This is a genomic window from Cellulomonas sp. ICMP 17802 (assembly GCF_041295535.1).
Lineage (GTDB): Bacteria > Actinomycetota > Actinomycetes > Actinomycetales > Cellulomonadaceae > Cellulomonas.
The window spans coordinates 59,892-73,734 of record NZ_JBGFQZ010000012.1 but is presented as its reverse complement, the minus strand read 5'-3'; the positions used below and the strand labels follow the sequence as shown (position 1 = coordinate 73,734).

Sequence of the window (13,843 nt, the reverse complement as noted above, 5' to 3'; positions counted from 1 at the left end):
CGGAGCCCGCCCCGTCCCGCGTCTACGCGGCCTTGATGAAGGCGGCCACCGCGTCGGCCACCAGCTGGACCGCGATCGCGGCGAGCAGCAGGCCGGCGATCCGGGTGACCAGGATGGTGCCGGAGTCGCCGAGGATGCGGTGGATGACGTTGGCGAACCGCATGGCCAGGTAGAGCGCGACGTGCACGGCCACGACGCCGAGCGCGATGGCCACCCAGTCGGCGACGGTCTTGTCGGACTGCTGGACGAACACCATGGTGGCGACGATGGCGCCGGGGCCGGCCAGCAGCGGCGTGCCCAGCGGGACCAGCGCCACGTTGACCTTGCCGTTGCCCGACGGCTGCGGCTCTTCCATCTTGCCGGTGAGCAGCTCCATGGCGATGAGCAGCAGGAGCAGGCCGCCGGAGGCCTGCAGCGCGGGCAGCGTGATGTGCATGTAGTTGAGCAGCGACTGCCCGAACAGGGCGAACGCCACGATGACGCCGAGCGCGACGAGCACCGCCTGGCGCGCCGCGCGGTTGCGCTGCTGCCGGGTCATGGCGCCCGTCAGGCCCAGGAAGATGGGCACCACGCCGGGCGGGTCCATGATCACGAAGAGCGTGATGAACACGGACGCGAACAGGTAGGCGTCGAACACGCTGCTCACGGCCGAACCACCTTCGTCGTCCCCTGCTCCTCGATCGCCGCGAGCACCTCGGGCGCGGTGAGATTCTCCCCCAGCCGGTTGGCCTTCCCGTCCCCGTGGTAGTCGCTCGAGCCGGTGACCAGCAGGCCCAGGCGGTCGGCGATCGCGGTGAGCCGGGCGCGCTGCGCCGGCGAGTGGTCGCGGTGGTGGACCTCGAGCCCGGCCAGCCCGGCCGCGGCCAGCCGGTCGAACACCCGGTCGGGCACGATGTGGCCGCGCGCGTCGGCGCCGGGGTGGGCGAAGACCGGGACGCCGCCCGCCGCCCGGATGGCGCGCACGGCGTCGGTGCCGTCGGGCGCGTAGTGGGGCACGTGGTACGGCCCGCTCGAGGCCAGCAGGTGCGCGAACGCCGCGTCCCTGTCGGGGACGACGCCGCGCGCGACGAGCGCGTCCGCGATGTGCGGGCGGCCGACGACGACGGCGTCGCGGGACTGGGCGAGCACGTCGTCCCAGGTGATCGGCACGTCGGCCGCGAGGAGCTCGACGATCTGCCGGGCGCGGTTCAGGCGCGCGTCGCGGGTGCGGTCCAGCTCGACCGCGAGCGCGGGGTGCGCGGGGTCCTGCAGGTAGGACAGGAGGTGGATGCTGATGCCGGCGGCCCGGGCGGACACCTCGGTGCCGCGGACCAGGGCGATGCCGTGGTGCCGCGCCGCGTCCTCGGCGTCGGCCCAGCCGGCCGTGGTGTCGTGGTCGGTCAGCGCCACCACGTCGAGCCCGGCGGCGGCCGCGGCCGCCACCACCTGCGCGGGTGCCTCGGTCCCGTCCGACGCCGTCGAGTGGGTGTGGAGGTCGATGCGCACGGCCCCCACGCTAGTGGCGCCCGGACCCGCCCCGGCCACACGGATGGAAGGATGGTCGCCATGACTGACGACCAGACGCCCGAGGCCACCCCCGCCCAGCCGCTCGCGGACCGCGGCAGCAACCGGTCGCAGCGGCCCGGGTCGCCGGAGTTCGTCCGGTTCATCACGTCGGGCTGGGGCGAGCGGGCGTCGTCGACCCTCGAGCGCAGCCCGGCCGCCGACCACACCGCGGCCCGGCGCTCGGCGCTCTCGGCCCAGTTCCCCGGCGAGCGCCTGGTGATCCCGGCGGGCACGTTCAAGGTCCGCTCGAACGACACGGACTACCGCTTCCGCCCGCACTCGGCGTTCGCGCACCTCACCGGCCTGGGCGCCGAGCAGGAGCCCGACGCCGTCCTGGTGCTGCACCCGGTCGAGGACGGCACCGGCGACGACGGCAGCGGCCACCACGCGGTCCTGTACATGCGCCCCCTGGCTGGGCGCGACACGGTCGAGTTCTTCTCCGACTCCCGCTACGGCGAGTTCTGGGTGGGCGCGCGCCCGACGCTCGAGGACCTCGAGACGCTGACCGGCATCGCGACCGCGCACGTCGACGACCTGCGCGACGGGGTGGCCAAGGACGTCGGCGCGGACGGCGTGCAGGTGCTCGTGGTGCCCGAGGTCGACGAGGCCATCGAGGAGCTGGTGGACCAGATCCGCGCGACCGAGGCGGCGGGCCAGCGCGACGAGCGCCTGGCGGAGGCCCTCTCGGAGCTGCGGCTGGTCAAGGACGCGTACGAGGTCGAGCAGATGCGGCTCGCGGTCGACACGACGATCGAGGGCTTCGAGAAGATCGTGCGCGCTCTGCCCCAGGCCGTCGCGCACCGGCGCGGCGAGCGCGTGATCGAGGGCGCCTTCGTCGGGCACGCCCGCCAGGAGGGCAACGCGGTGGGCTACGAGACCATCGCCGCGTCCGGCGAGCACGCGACGACGCTGCACTGGACCGACAACGACGGTCAGGTGCGCGCGGGCGAGCTGGTCCTGGTCGACGCCGGGGTCGAGGTCGACTCGTTGTACACCGCGGACGTCACGCGCACCCTGCCGGTCGACGGCACGTTCACCGAGGTCCAGCGCCGCGTCTACCAGGCGGTGCTCGACGCCGCCGACGCGGGGTTCGCCGCCGCGGTGCCCGGCGCCCGGTTCCGCGACGTGCACGACGCCGCCATGAAGGTCATCGCCGAGCGCCTGGCCGAGTGGGGCCTGCTGCCGGTGACCGCCGACGAGGCGCTGCTGCCCGAGAACCAGCACCACCGCCGCTGGATGGTGCACGGCACCAGCCACCACCTCGGCCTCGACGTGCACGACTGCGCGGTCGCCCGCGCCGAGCTCTACGTCGACGGCGTGCTGGAGCCCGGCATGGTGTTCACCATCGAGCCGGGCCTGTACTTCAAGTCGGACGACCTGCTGGTCCCCGAGGAGTACCGGGGCATCGGCGTGCGCATCGAGGACGACGTCCTGGTGACCGCCGACGGCAACGAGAACCTCTCCGCCGCCCTCCCGCGCGACCCCGACGCCGTCGAGGCGTGGATGGCGGGACTGCTCGACGGCTGACTTGTGTCGATGAGGGCCGGTCGTCCTCGTCACCCCTGCGCCAGGGACATCCCCTCGACGCAGGAGGCAGACATGGACGGCATGAACCTCGGGCTCGCGCTGCTGTACTCGAAGGCCGCGACGGTCCGCGAGTCGCGCAGCGGCTTCCCGGACGCACCGGTGGTCGAGGACGGGCCCACCTTCCGCGAGCGGCGGGCCGAGCGGCTCAGGGCCCGGTCGGCGGCCCGCTCGGCGACGCAGGCGGCCCGGGCTGGTCGGCGGGCGGTCCGCTCGGCGGAGCGGGTGGTGCGGGCGGCCCGACCGGCGGCACGGTCGGCGAGCCCCACGGCTGCGAGCCCGCACCCGGCGGGTACGCAGCCGACGGATCCGACGGGCTGGTGGTGGTGAGCGGCGTGGGCGGTCGCGCCGGCCACCCCGACTGCACCCCGCCGATCTCGCGCAGGAGCTCGCGCGCCTTGTGCGCCTGCTCGGCCAGGCAGAGCACGGCGTAGGACGACGCGACGATCTGGCTGGTCGACGTGAAGTCGCGCCGGCCGCGCGAGAACGAGTAGGTGATCACCGAGAACAGCAGGCCGAACGCGCCGCCGATGAAGATCGCCGGCACGAGCGGGCTCTGCGACCCCGGCGCGGAGAACAGGCTGAGCAGCAGGCCGACGAACAGGCCGAACCACGCGCCCGACAGGAAGCCGCCGAGGGCGACCCGGGGGTAGGACAACCGGCCGGTGACGCGCTCGACCATGCGCAGGTCGGTGCCCACGATCGTCACCATCTGCACGGCGAACGCCTTGTCCGCGAGGTGGTCGACCGCCTTCTGCGCCTCGAGGTAGGTGGCGTAGGCGGCGACGGTCTCGCCCTGGGGCGGCGTGGGCGTGCGGGGGGCTCGGGCGTTGCCGGAGAACGACATGCGGCGATCCTCCCCCAGGCCCGCGTCGATCGCCAGGGCCCGGCGACGGTCGCGTGACGCGCAGCCGAACATCCGGCGGGGCGGCGGCCCAGGGCCGGGGGCCGGTCTAGGCTGACCGACGTGAGCAGCGTCGGGACCAGGGTGTTCGTCGCGCGCCTTGCCGGGACCAACGTGTTCGACCCCCTCGGTGACCAGGTGGGACGGGTGCGCGACGTCGTCGTGCTGGTGCGCCCCAAGGGCGCGCCCCGAGCCGTCGGCCTCGTCGTCGAGGTGGCGGCGCGGCGGCGCGTGTTCCTCCCGCTCACGCGCGTGACCTCGGTCGACTCCGGGCAGGTCATCTCGACCGGCCTGGTGAACATGCGCCGGTTCGAGCAGCGGGCGTTCGAGACCCTCGCGGTGGGCGAGCTGCTGGACCGGACCGTCGAGTTCGTCGACGGCTCCGGCCCGGCCACCATCGAGGACGTCGCGATCGAGCTGCAGCGCAACGGCGACTGGGTCATCTCGAAGGTCTTCGTGCGGCGCCTCCCGCCGGGCGGTCGCGGCATCCTGCGCCGCCGCGGCGAGACCCTGCTCGTGTCCGTCGAGGAGGTCACCGGTCTGGGTCAGGCCACGGCCGCCCAGGGCGCGGAGCTGCTGCTCGCCCAGTACGAGGACCTCAAGCCCGCCGACCTCGCGGACGTGCTGCACGACCTCGGCCTGACGCGCCGCCTCGAGGTGGCCAGCGCGCTGGACAACGAGCGCCTGGCCGACGTGCTCGAGGAGCTGCCCGAGGACGACCAGGTGGGAATCCTGCAGGGCCTGGCCCTCACGCGCGCCGCCGACGTGCTCGAGGCCATGCAGCCCGACGACGCCGCCGACCTGCTGGGCGAGCTGCCCGACGAGCAGGCCGCCGAGCTGCTGGAGCTCATGGAGCCCGACGAGGCCAAGGACGTCCGGCGCCTGCTGGCGTACGAGGACAACACCGCCGGCGGTCTGATGACCACCGAGCCGGTCATCCTCGGCCCCGAGACCCCCATCGCGGCCGCGCTCGCGCACGTGCGCCGCCAGGACCTCACGCCCGCGCTGGCGTCGATGGTGTTCGTCGCGCGCCCGCCGCTGGAGACGCCGACCGGCCGGTTCATCGGCGTCGTGCACCTGCAGCGCCTGCTCCGCGAGCCCCCGCACGAGGCCATCGGCTCGATCGTCGACACGGACATCGACGCGATCCCCGTCGACGCGCCGCTGATGGCCGTGACCCGGAACCTCGCCACCTACAACCTGCTCGCGGTGCCCGTCGTCGACGGCGAGCGCCGGCTGCTCGGCGTGGTCTCGGTGGACGACGTCCTCGACCACCTGCTGCCCGAGGACTGGCGCGAGACCGACGACGAGGGCAACTTCTCCGACGCCGGCACGCTCGGCAGCCCGCGCCCGGGGGTGAGCCGTGGCTGACCGCCTCGACACCCCGCTGGAGTCCCGGCGCCGGTTCCGTCGGCCCCAGCTCGACGAGGACGCCTCGGGCAAGATCTCGGAGAGCATCGCGCGGTTCCTGGGCACCCCGCGGTTCATCATCTACCTGACGCTCTTCTGCCTCGTCTGGATCGCCTGGAACGTCTACGCGCCCGACGGGGTGCGGTTCGACCAGGCCGCCAACGGGTTCACGGCGCTGACCCTCGTGCTCTCGCTGCAGGCCTCGTACGCCGCCCCGCTGATCCTGCTCGCGCAGAACCGGCAGACCGACCGCGACCGGGTGCAGGCCGAGCAGGACCGGCAGCGCTCCGAGCGGAACCTGGCGGACACCGAGTTCCTGGCGCGCGAGATGGCGGCGCTGCGCATCGCGCTGTCCGAGGTGGCCACCCGCGACTTCGTCCGCTCCGAGCTGCGCAACATGCTCGAGGACCTGGTCGCCGAGCGGGACGGCGACGGCGAGCCCGACAAGCCGCGCGACCGCCCCGAGAAGAAGAAGGGCGAGCGGGCCGACAAGCCCCGCCAGCCGCGCGAGCCCTCGGACCGGGCCGCGCGGGGCTGACCTCCGGAGCCACCTACGATGGCTCCATGCCCGAGGCCACCGACCCCCTGAACGACGCCGTCCGCGAGGCCCTCTCGCACGTGCTCGACCCGGAGATCAAGCGCCCGATCACCGAGCTCGGCATGGTCCGGTCGATCGAGGTCGTCGGCACCCATGCCACGGTCGGCATCGACCTGACGACCCCCGGCTGCCCGCTCAAGGACACACTCACGCGCGACGTCAGCGCCGCCGCGGCCGGCGTCGCCGGGATCACCGACGCGTCCGTGGTGTTCGGCGTCATGTCGGCCGAACAGCGCGCCGCCCTGCGCACCCTCCTGCGGGGCACGTCCGCCGAGCCGGTCATCCCGTTCGCGCAGCCGCAGTCGCTGACCAAGGTCTTCGCGATCGCGTCGGGCAAGGGCGGCGTGGGCAAGTCGTCGGTCACCGCCAACCTCGCGGTCGCCATGGCGGCCGACGGGCTGAAGGTCGGTGTGGTCGACGCCGACATCTACGGCTTCTCGATCCCCCGCATGCTCGGCGTCACCCGACAGCCCACCCGCGTGGACGACATGCTGCTACCGCCCGAGGCCTTCGGCGTGCTCGTGGTCTCGATCGGCATGTTCGTGCCGCCCGGGCAGCCGGTCGTGTGGCGCGGCCCGATGCTCCACCGCGCGCTCCAGCAGTTCCTCGCGGACGTGTTCTGGGGCGACCTCGACGTGCTGCTGCTGGACCTGCCGCCCGGCACCGGCGACATCGCGATCTCCGTGGCGCAGCTGCTGCCCAGCTCCGAGATCGTCGTGGTGACCACCCCGCAGGTGGCCGCCGCCGAGGTGGCCGAGCGCGCCGGCTCCGTGGCCGTGCAGACGCGCCAGCACGTGGTGGGCGTCGTGGAGAACATGTCGTGGCTCGAGCAGCCCGACGGGTCCCGGCTCGAGGTGTTCGGGTCCGGCGGCGGCGAGCGCGTGGCCGAGAACCTGACGCGGCTCACCGGCTCCGACGTGCCGCTGCTCGGCCAGGTGCCGCTCGACGTCCGCCTGCGCGAGGCCGGCGACGCCGGCACGCCCGTGGTGCTGAGCGACCCCGACTCCCCCGCCGCGCACTCCCTCCGCGAGGTCGCCCGCTCGCTCATGGCCCGCCGCCGCGGCCTCGCGGGCCGCTCTTTGGGCCTGACCCCGGCAGGCCGCTGACCCCCACCGCCTCGGCGCAACGTCGGTCTGGGAGCTTGCGTCCGCACATCAGGCCGCCCCGGCGACCGAATCTGCGGACGCTGGCGGGCCCGGGGCCTTGCGTCCGCACATCACGTCGCCCTGGCGACCGGATGCGCGGACGTCTCAGCCGTCGCCTCGTGTTGAAGTTTGTTTGATTTCGTGCGAGGGTGTTCGGGTGCTCGCCTCCCAGCGCCAGGAACGCATCCTGGCCGCCGTGCGCGCCGACGGCGCCGCCCGGGTGGCGGACCTCGTCGAGAGCCTCGACGTCTCGGACATGACGGTCCGGCGCGACATCGCCGAGCTGGCCCGGGCGGGCCTGGTCCGGCGGGTGCACGGCGGCGCGGTCGCCCCCGACGCGTTCGGTCGGCCCACCGACGAGCCCGGGTTCGAGGCCAAGCGCTCCTGGGCCGGGCCCGAGAAGGCGGCGATCGCCCGCGCGGCCCTGGCCACGATCGAGCCCGGGCAGGCGATCGCGCTCTCGGCCGGCACGACGACGTACCTGCTGGCGGAGCTGCTGGCCGGCGCCGGCATCGGCACCCTCACCGTGGTGACCAACGGCCTGCGGATCGCCGACGTCCTGCACGGCGCGCCCGGCGTCGAGGTCATCCTCACGGGCGGCGCGCGGACGCCGTCGGACGCGCTCGTCGGCCCGGTCGCCGACGCCACCCTGGCCAGCCTGCGCGTCGACCGCACCTACCTCGGCGTGCACGGGCTCGACGCGCAGGGCCTGACCACCCCGAACCTCGCCGAGGCCGCCACCGACCGCGCCCTCATGGCGTGCGCGGCGGCGACCACGGTGCTCGCCGACCACACCAAGTGGGGGGTCGTCGGCCTGGCCCGGATCGCCCCGCTCGAGGACGTCGACACGCTGCTGACCGACGACGCCCTGCCCTCCGACGCCCGACGACACCTGACCGCGACCACCCTGGTCACGGTCGACACCACTGGAGCCACCCCGTGACCGTGCGCCTGACCACCACCACGCTCGCCGACGGCCGCGAGCTGCTCTACTTCGACGACTCCGAGCCGTACGTGTCGGGCGCCGCGACCCGCGAGCTGCACGACGCCCGGCCGCTGGCCGACCGGTTCGCCCCCGTGCCCGACGCGGACGGCGTCCCGCAGCCGGTCACCGGCCCGGAGCTGCGGCGCGACCCGCTCACGGGCGAGTGGATCCCGATGGCCGCGCACCGCATGAACCGCACGTTCCTGCCGCCGGCCGACGCCAACCCGCTCGCTCCCGCCAAGCCCGGCGCCGTCTACCAGGACGGCGAGATCCCGGCGCAGGACTACGACGTCGTGGTGTTCGAGAACCGCTTCCCGTCGCTGCTGGCGGTCCCGGGCATCCCCGACGCGCCCGTCCAGCGCGACGGCGAGCCGCTGTGGACGGTCCGCCCCGCGGCGGGTCGCTGCGAGGTCATCTGCTTCTCGTCCGACTCGACGGCGTCGCTGAGCACGGTCACCCCGCGCCGCATGCGCACGATCGTCGAGGCCTGGGCGCAGCGGACCGAGGCCCTGAACGCCCTGCCGGGCATCGAGCAGGTGTTCGTGTTCGAGAACCGCGGCAAGGAGATCGGCGTCACGCTGCACCACCCGCACGGCCAGATCTACGCGTTCCCGTACCTCACCCCGAAGACGACCGCCATGCTGGCGCAGGCCCGCGCCCACCGGGAGCGGACCGGCCGGCTGCTCGGGCGCGACGTGCTCGACGCCGAGCTGGCGCACGGCGAGCGGATCGTGCTGGAGTCGGAGCACTGGGTGGCCTACGTGCCGTTCGCCGCGCGTTGGCCCGTCGAGGTGCACCTGGCCCCGAGGCGCGACGTCCCGGACCTCCCGGCGCTCACCGACGCCGAGCGCGAGGACCTGTCGACCGTGTACCTGTCGCTGCTGCAGCGGCTCGACCGGTTCTTCGTCGGCCCCGACGGCGAGCCGATCCCGCTGCCGTACATCTCGGGCTGGCACCAGGCGCCGGTGCGCGAGGGTCGCGACGACTCCCGCCTGCACCTGCAGCTGTTCTCGGTGCTGCGCGCGCCCGGCAAGCTGAAGTACCTGGCCGGCGTCGAGTCCGGCATGGGCGCCTGGATCAGCGACACCACCCCCGAGCGCATCGCGACCCGACTGCAGGAGCTGGCATGACCCCCGAGTGGCTCGAGGCCTGGACCCCCGAGGTCGGCACCGCCCGCGTCGCGACCCTGTTCGCGGCACGGTTCGACCAGGACCCGGACGGCACGTGGTCGGCACCCGGCCGCGTCAACCTCATCGGCGAGCACACCGACTACAACGGCGGCCTCTGCCTGCCCATCGCGCTGCCCCATCGCACGTACGCGGCGCTGCGACGTCGCGACGACGACGCCGTGCGACTGGTGAGCGCGCAGGAGCCCGACGGCATGCGGACGATCGCGCTGGCCGACGTCGCGCCGGGCGCGGTGGACGGCTGGGCCGGGTACGTCGTCGGCGTCGCGTGGGCGCTGCGGCAGGCGGGGTACGCGGTCGGCGGCTTCGACGTCGCGATCGACTCCTGCGTGCCGTACGGCGCGGGGCTGTCGTCGTCGGCGGCTCTGGAGGCGTCGGTCGCGGTCGCGCTCGACGCGGTCTTCGCGCTGGGCCTCGCGGGGTCCGACGAGGGTCGCGCGACGCTCGCCGCCTTGTGCGTGCGCGCCGAGAACGAGATCGCGGGCGCCCCGACGGGCGGCATGGACCAGGCCGCCGCGCTGCGCGCCCAGCAGGGGCACGCGCTCCTGCTCGACTGCCTCGACGGGTCCGTCCGGCACGTGCCGTTCGACCTCGCCGCGCACGACCTGGCCCTGCTGGTGGTGGACACCCGCGCCGAGCACGCGCTGGTCGACGGCCAGTACGCGGCGCGCCGGGCGTCGTGCGAGGCGGCGGCCGCGCGGCTGGGCGTCGGCACCCTGCGGGAGATCTCCGACGACCCCCGCGGGCTCGAGTGGGCGCTCGACAAGCTCGACGACGAGGTCCAGGTGCGCCGGGTCCGGCACGTGGTCAACGAGATCGACCGCGTGACCTGGTTCGTGGCGCTGCTCGACGCCGGCGAGGTCGGGCTGGTCGGCACGCTCATGAACCAGTCGCACGCCTCGCTCCGCGACGACTACGAGGTGTCCTGCCGCGAGCTCGACCTGGTCGTCGACACCGCGCGCGTGGCCGGCGCCGTCGGCGCGCGGATGACGGGCGGCGGGTTCGGCGGGTCGGCGATCGCGCTGGTGTCCGCGGACGAGGTCGACCGCGTGGCGCAGGCGGTGGCCGACGCGTTCGCCGACGCCGGGCTGCGGGCGCCCGCGTTCCTGGTGGCGACGGCGGCGGCCGCGGCGGGCTGACCCGGCTGCCCCGGCTGACCCGCACGGTCGCGGGGGTCGGGGCGACGAGCGAGATCGAGGGGCCCGCACGAGATCGAGGGTCCGGACCCACGCTCTCGTGCCGGACCCTCGTTCTCGCCAGCGCGCGCCTGTGACCTGCGTGTTGGTCCTTGACCACTAATACACATCGCGCAGTAGTGTCTGCCGCACGGTAACGGGTCGAACCCGCCGGCCGGATCATCCTCGCGGTGGATCCGCGGGCCTGCGCGGGGTCGATACGTTCCGGACGCCGTCCTGATGTCGACACCGAGGAGCCCGACCGTGGGGGTCACCCGCAGGATCATCTTCCCGACCATCCGCCTGATCCTCTGGGCGATCATCGCGGCCGCCCTGGTGAAGATCGCGTTCGCCGGCGCCGACGTCTCCACGACCGACACCTCGCTGCAGCCGACCGGCGCGATCGTGCAGCCGACGGTCGAGGTGGCCACCGGCACCGTGACCAACGCCGTGACGGTGCAGGCCTCCGTCGCGGCGGACCCCGCGGTCGTCGTGCGCGCGACGCTGGCCGGCACGGTGTCCAGGCTGCTGGCCACGGACGGCGCGGCGGTCGTGGCGGGCGCACCGATCCTCGAGATCCGGCAGGAGACCCCGCAGGACCCCCTCGTGCGGACGGACCCGACCACGGGCGAGCAGACGACCACCGAGCGCAAGCCCAAGATCACGGTCGAGACGGTCAAGGCGCCGGTCGCGGGCACGCTCTCGCTGCCCACGCTCAAGGACCAGGTCGTCTCGGTCGGCGACGAGGTCGGCAAGGTCGCCCCAGGCACGCTCTCGGTCACCGGCACCCTCACGCCGGACCAGCAGTACCGGCTCGTCGGCGCACCGTCGCAGGCGACCGTGACGCTCAACGGCGGGCCGGCACCGTTCGACTGCACGGGCCTGAAGGTCGGCGCGACCACCGGCACCGACCCCTCCGGCGACGGCACCACGCCGACGTCCTCCGGCACGGTGACCTGCGCGATCCCCGCGGGCGTCACGGCGTTCCCCGGGCTCGGCGCGACCGTCGAGATCACCAACGGCTCGGCCGCCGACGTGGTCGTGGTCCCGATCACCGCCGTGCAGGGCACGGTGCAGAAGGGCAACGTCTGGGTGGTCGCCGCGGACGGCAGCAACGAGAAGCGGCCGGTCGGGCTGGGCCTGACCGACGGCGAGAACGTGCAGATCACCGAGGGCCTGGTGGCCGGCGACACGATCCTGCAGTTCATCCCGGTACCGGGCGGAGCCGGCGCGCCCGTGGACTGCACGGTCAAGTACGACCCGGCGGTGTGCGGCGGATGAGCCTCCTCGAGCTCACCGACGTCACGCGCGCGGTCCGGCTGCCCGACGACCGGCTGCTGCACATCCTGCAGGGCGTGACCCTCTCCGTGGACGCGGGCGAGCACGTCGCCATCGTCGGGCGGTCCGGCACCGGCAAGTCGACGCTGCTCAACATCCTCGGGCTGCTCGACGCCCCGACCACCGGGCAGTACCTGCTGGAGGGCGTGCCCATCGGCAAGCTGTCCAACGGGGCCCGCACCAAGCGGCGCGGACGCGACTTCGGGTTCGTGTTCCAGCAGTTCAACCTGCTGCCCGGGCGCACCGCGCTCGAGAACGTGGCCGCTCCCCTGCTCTACGCGCGCGGCCGGCAGTTCTGGTCCCGCACGCGGCTGGCCGCGCAGATGCTCGAGCGCGTGGGCCTGGGCGACCGGGTGGACACCATGCCCGACAAGCTCTCGGGCGGCGAGCAGCAGCGCGTCGCCATCGCCCGGGCGCTGGTGCGCGGGCCGCGCGTGATCCTGGCCGACGAGCCGACGGGTGCCCTGGACGTCGAGACCGGCGGGGAGGTCATGGACTTGCTGGACGAGATCGCGTCGCAGACCGGCGCCGCGCTGGTGACCATCACGCACGACCTGGCCGTCGCCGCGCGCGCGGAGCGGCAGTACCGGCTCACCGAGGGGGTCCTGGTGCCCATCCGGCTCGACACGACGTCCGACTGGGTGGGCGACGTGCCCACGCTCGTGGCCGACCGCTCGGCCCGCACCGAGCGACGCCTGCCCGAGTCGGAGGTGCCCGCGTGACCGGCGTCGTCGGCGCCGTCGTCGAGGCCTGGAGCGAGCTGCGCATCCACAAGCTGCGTGTGCTGCTCGCCCTCATCGGCGTCGCCTGCGCGGTCACCGCCATCACCGGCGTCACGGCGCTGGTCTCCATGCTCAACCAGTCCTTCAAGGAACAGAGCGAGCGCCAGTCCGGCCGCTTCGTCACGCTCAACGTCAACGCCTGGCCGCAGGACGGCACGGCGGCGGCCCCGACCGGCTGGGACGCCGAGTTCGAGCGCGTGCTGGAGCGCTACGACATCACGTACGCCAGCCGCAACGAGTACACGCAGGCGATGGTCCGGTTCCCCGACGGGACCCGGGGCACCCAGCTGCAGGCCGTCGACGCCGCGCTCGGCACCATCAACCGGATCGTCCCCGTGCAGGGCCGGTGGTTCACCGACGCCGACGAGGAGGCGATGGCCCCGACCCTCGTCGTCAACCAGGCGTTCCTCGACGCGCAGGGGCTGAGCGACCTGTCCTCGCACCCCACGGTGCAGCTGGGCGACCGGGCGCCCGTGACCGCGTCGGTCGTCGGCGTGCTGCGGAACGACTGGCCCGACGCCGAGCCCCTCGCCTTCGTGCTCTACGACCAGCTCCACCGCTGGATCGGTCCCGACGGGTCGGGCACGCAGTCCGGCGGCTCGGGCCCGGTCGTGCCGAACCCGATGATGCCGACGCAGGTGCCCACGATGTTCCTGTGGGTGCCCACGGACCAGGCGGCGGCGCTCGGCGAGCAGATCACGCGGGACATGCAGGCCGTCGCGCCCGGGTGGCAGGTGGACGTGCAGGACAACACCTATGCCGGCGGCGGGCTCGACCGGGCCACCCGGTGGGTGGGCATCGGCGTCGGGGCCTTCGCCCTGCTGCTGGGCGGGCTCGGCCTGGTCAACATCGCGCTGGTGACCGTGCGCTACCGCATCCGGGAGATCGGCATCCGGCGGTCGTTCGGCGCCACCTCGGGGCGGGTGTTCTTCGGCGTGCTCCTGGAGTCGGTGGTGGCCACGGTCGTCGCGGGCCTGGTCGGCGTCGTGCTCGCCGTGGCCATCATCAAGAACATCCCGGTCGACCGCGTGTTCGGCGGCGGGGGCATCCAGGACATGCCGCCGTTCCCCGTGAGCGCCGCGCTGGTCGGGATGGCCGCCGCGGTGGCGGTGGGCGCGCTGGCCGGGCTCATCCCCGCGACGTTCGCCGTGCGGGTCAAGGTGATCGACGCGATCCGCTACTGACGCGGT

The 13,843-nt window shown here is 74.0% G+C and carries 13 protein-coding genes; 10 read left to right on the top strand and 3 right to left on the bottom strand.

The genetic code is table 11. From position 1 onward, the window contains the following. Nucleotides 1–22 precede the first annotated feature (22 nt). Both AB5970_RS11455 and AB5970_RS11450 read right to left on the bottom strand, forming a co-directional pair. A complete protein-coding gene (locus tag AB5970_RS11455) occupies nt 23–646 on the bottom strand; it encodes a MarC family protein (RefSeq protein WP_370504073.1) in 624 nt (207 codons plus the stop codon). Next, nucleotides 643–1,485, bottom strand: coding sequence for a PHP domain-containing protein (locus AB5970_RS11450; RefSeq protein ID WP_370504072.1), 843 nt, complete (start codon nt 1,483–1,485; stop codon nt 643–645). Before AB5970_RS11450 ends, AB5970_RS11455 begins: the two co-directional genes overlap by 4 nt. A 60-nt stretch (nt 1,486–1,545) precedes the next feature. Between AB5970_RS11450 and AB5970_RS11445 the strand changes: the two genes are divergently transcribed. Beyond that, complete coding sequence (locus tag AB5970_RS11445) at nt 1,546–3,072, top strand: aminopeptidase P family protein (RefSeq protein ID WP_370504071.1); 1,527 nt, start codon at nt 1,546–1,548, stop codon at nt 3,070–3,072. 205 nt (nt 3,073–3,277) lie between these two features. On the opposite strand, the gene AB5970_RS11440 is transcribed toward AB5970_RS11445, so the two are convergent. Then, on the bottom strand, nt 3,278–3,976 hold the full coding sequence (locus AB5970_RS11440) for a general stress protein (RefSeq protein WP_370504070.1): 699 nt from the start codon (nt 3,974–3,976) through the stop codon (nt 3,278–3,280). A 120-nt stretch (nt 3,977–4,096) separates the two neighbouring features. Here AB5970_RS11440 and AB5970_RS11435 point away from each other — a divergent pair, with 120 nt between their 5' ends. From AB5970_RS11435 to AB5970_RS11395, 9 genes are all read left to right on the top strand, one after another. Continuing rightward, nucleotides 4,097–5,404, top strand: coding sequence for a magnesium transporter MgtE N-terminal domain-containing protein (locus tag AB5970_RS11435; protein WP_370504069.1), 1,308 nt, complete (start codon nt 4,097–4,099; stop codon nt 5,402–5,404). Beyond that, a complete protein-coding gene (locus AB5970_RS11430; RefSeq protein WP_370504068.1) occupies nt 5,397–5,981 on the top strand; it encodes a DUF1003 domain-containing protein in 585 nt (194 codons plus the stop codon). Before AB5970_RS11435 ends, AB5970_RS11430 begins: the two co-directional genes overlap by 8 nt. Nucleotides 5,982–6,007: 26 nt before the next feature. Continuing rightward, nucleotides 6,008–7,147 carry an Mrp/NBP35 family ATP-binding protein gene (locus AB5970_RS11425; protein WP_370504067.1) on the top strand — a complete coding sequence of 380 codons (1,140 nt, stop codon included), beginning with the start codon at nt 6,008–6,010 and terminating at the stop codon, nt 7,145–7,147. Between the two features lie 196 nt (nt 7,148–7,343). Continuing rightward, nucleotides 7,344–8,129 carry a DeoR/GlpR family DNA-binding transcription regulator gene (locus tag AB5970_RS11420; RefSeq protein ID WP_370504066.1) on the top strand — a complete coding sequence of 262 codons (786 nt, stop codon included), beginning with the start codon at nt 7,344–7,346 and terminating at the stop codon, nt 8,127–8,129. 2 nt (nt 8,130–8,131) lie between these two features. Continuing rightward, a complete protein-coding gene (galT, locus tag AB5970_RS11415; RefSeq protein WP_370504089.1) occupies nt 8,132–9,301 on the top strand; it encodes a galactose-1-phosphate uridylyltransferase in 1,170 nt (389 codons plus the stop codon). Beyond that, nucleotides 9,298–10,497 carry a galactokinase gene (gene galK / locus AB5970_RS11410; RefSeq protein ID WP_370504065.1) on the top strand — a complete coding sequence of 400 codons (1,200 nt, stop codon included), beginning with the start codon at nt 9,298–9,300 and terminating at the stop codon, nt 10,495–10,497. The genes galT and galK overlap by 4 nt, the downstream gene beginning before the upstream one ends. A gap of 300 nt (nt 10,498–10,797) precedes the next feature. After that, the gene (locus AB5970_RS11405; RefSeq protein ID WP_370504064.1) at nt 10,798–11,814 is read left to right on the top strand and encodes an efflux RND transporter periplasmic adaptor subunit; all 1,017 of its coding nucleotides are present in this window, start codon (nt 10,798–10,800) and stop codon (nt 11,812–11,814) included. Continuing rightward, on the top strand, nt 11,811–12,593 hold the full coding sequence (locus AB5970_RS11400) for an ABC transporter ATP-binding protein (protein ID WP_370504063.1): 783 nt from the start codon (nt 11,811–11,813) through the stop codon (nt 12,591–12,593). Before AB5970_RS11405 ends, AB5970_RS11400 begins: the two co-directional genes overlap by 4 nt. Beyond that, the gene (locus tag AB5970_RS11395; RefSeq protein WP_370504062.1) at nt 12,590–13,837 is read left to right on the top strand and encodes an ABC transporter permease; all 1,248 of its coding nucleotides are present in this window, start codon (nt 12,590–12,592) and stop codon (nt 13,835–13,837) included. Before AB5970_RS11400 ends, AB5970_RS11395 begins: the two co-directional genes overlap by 4 nt. Nucleotides 13,838–13,843 lie beyond the last annotated feature (6 nt).

Bases quoted from the DNA above. Each gene is read 5' to 3' on its own strand.
- AB5970_RS11400 (WP_370504063.1), top strand. From the start codon at position 11,811: ATGAGCCTCCTCGAGCTCACCGACGTCACGCGCGCGGTCCGGCTGCCC.
- AB5970_RS11445 (WP_370504071.1), top strand. From the start codon at position 1,546: ATGACTGACGACCAGACGCCCGAGGCCACCCCCGCCCAGCCGCTCGCG.
- galK (WP_370504065.1), top strand. From the start codon at position 9,298: ATGACCCCCGAGTGGCTCGAGGCCTGGACCCCCGAGGTCGGCACCGCC.
- AB5970_RS11440 (WP_370504070.1), bottom strand. From the start codon at position 3,976: ATGTCGTTCTCCGGCAACGCCCGAGCCCCCCGCACGCCCACGCCGCCC.
- AB5970_RS11425 (WP_370504067.1), top strand. From the start codon at position 6,008: ATGCCCGAGGCCACCGACCCCCTGAACGACGCCGTCCGCGAGGCCCTC.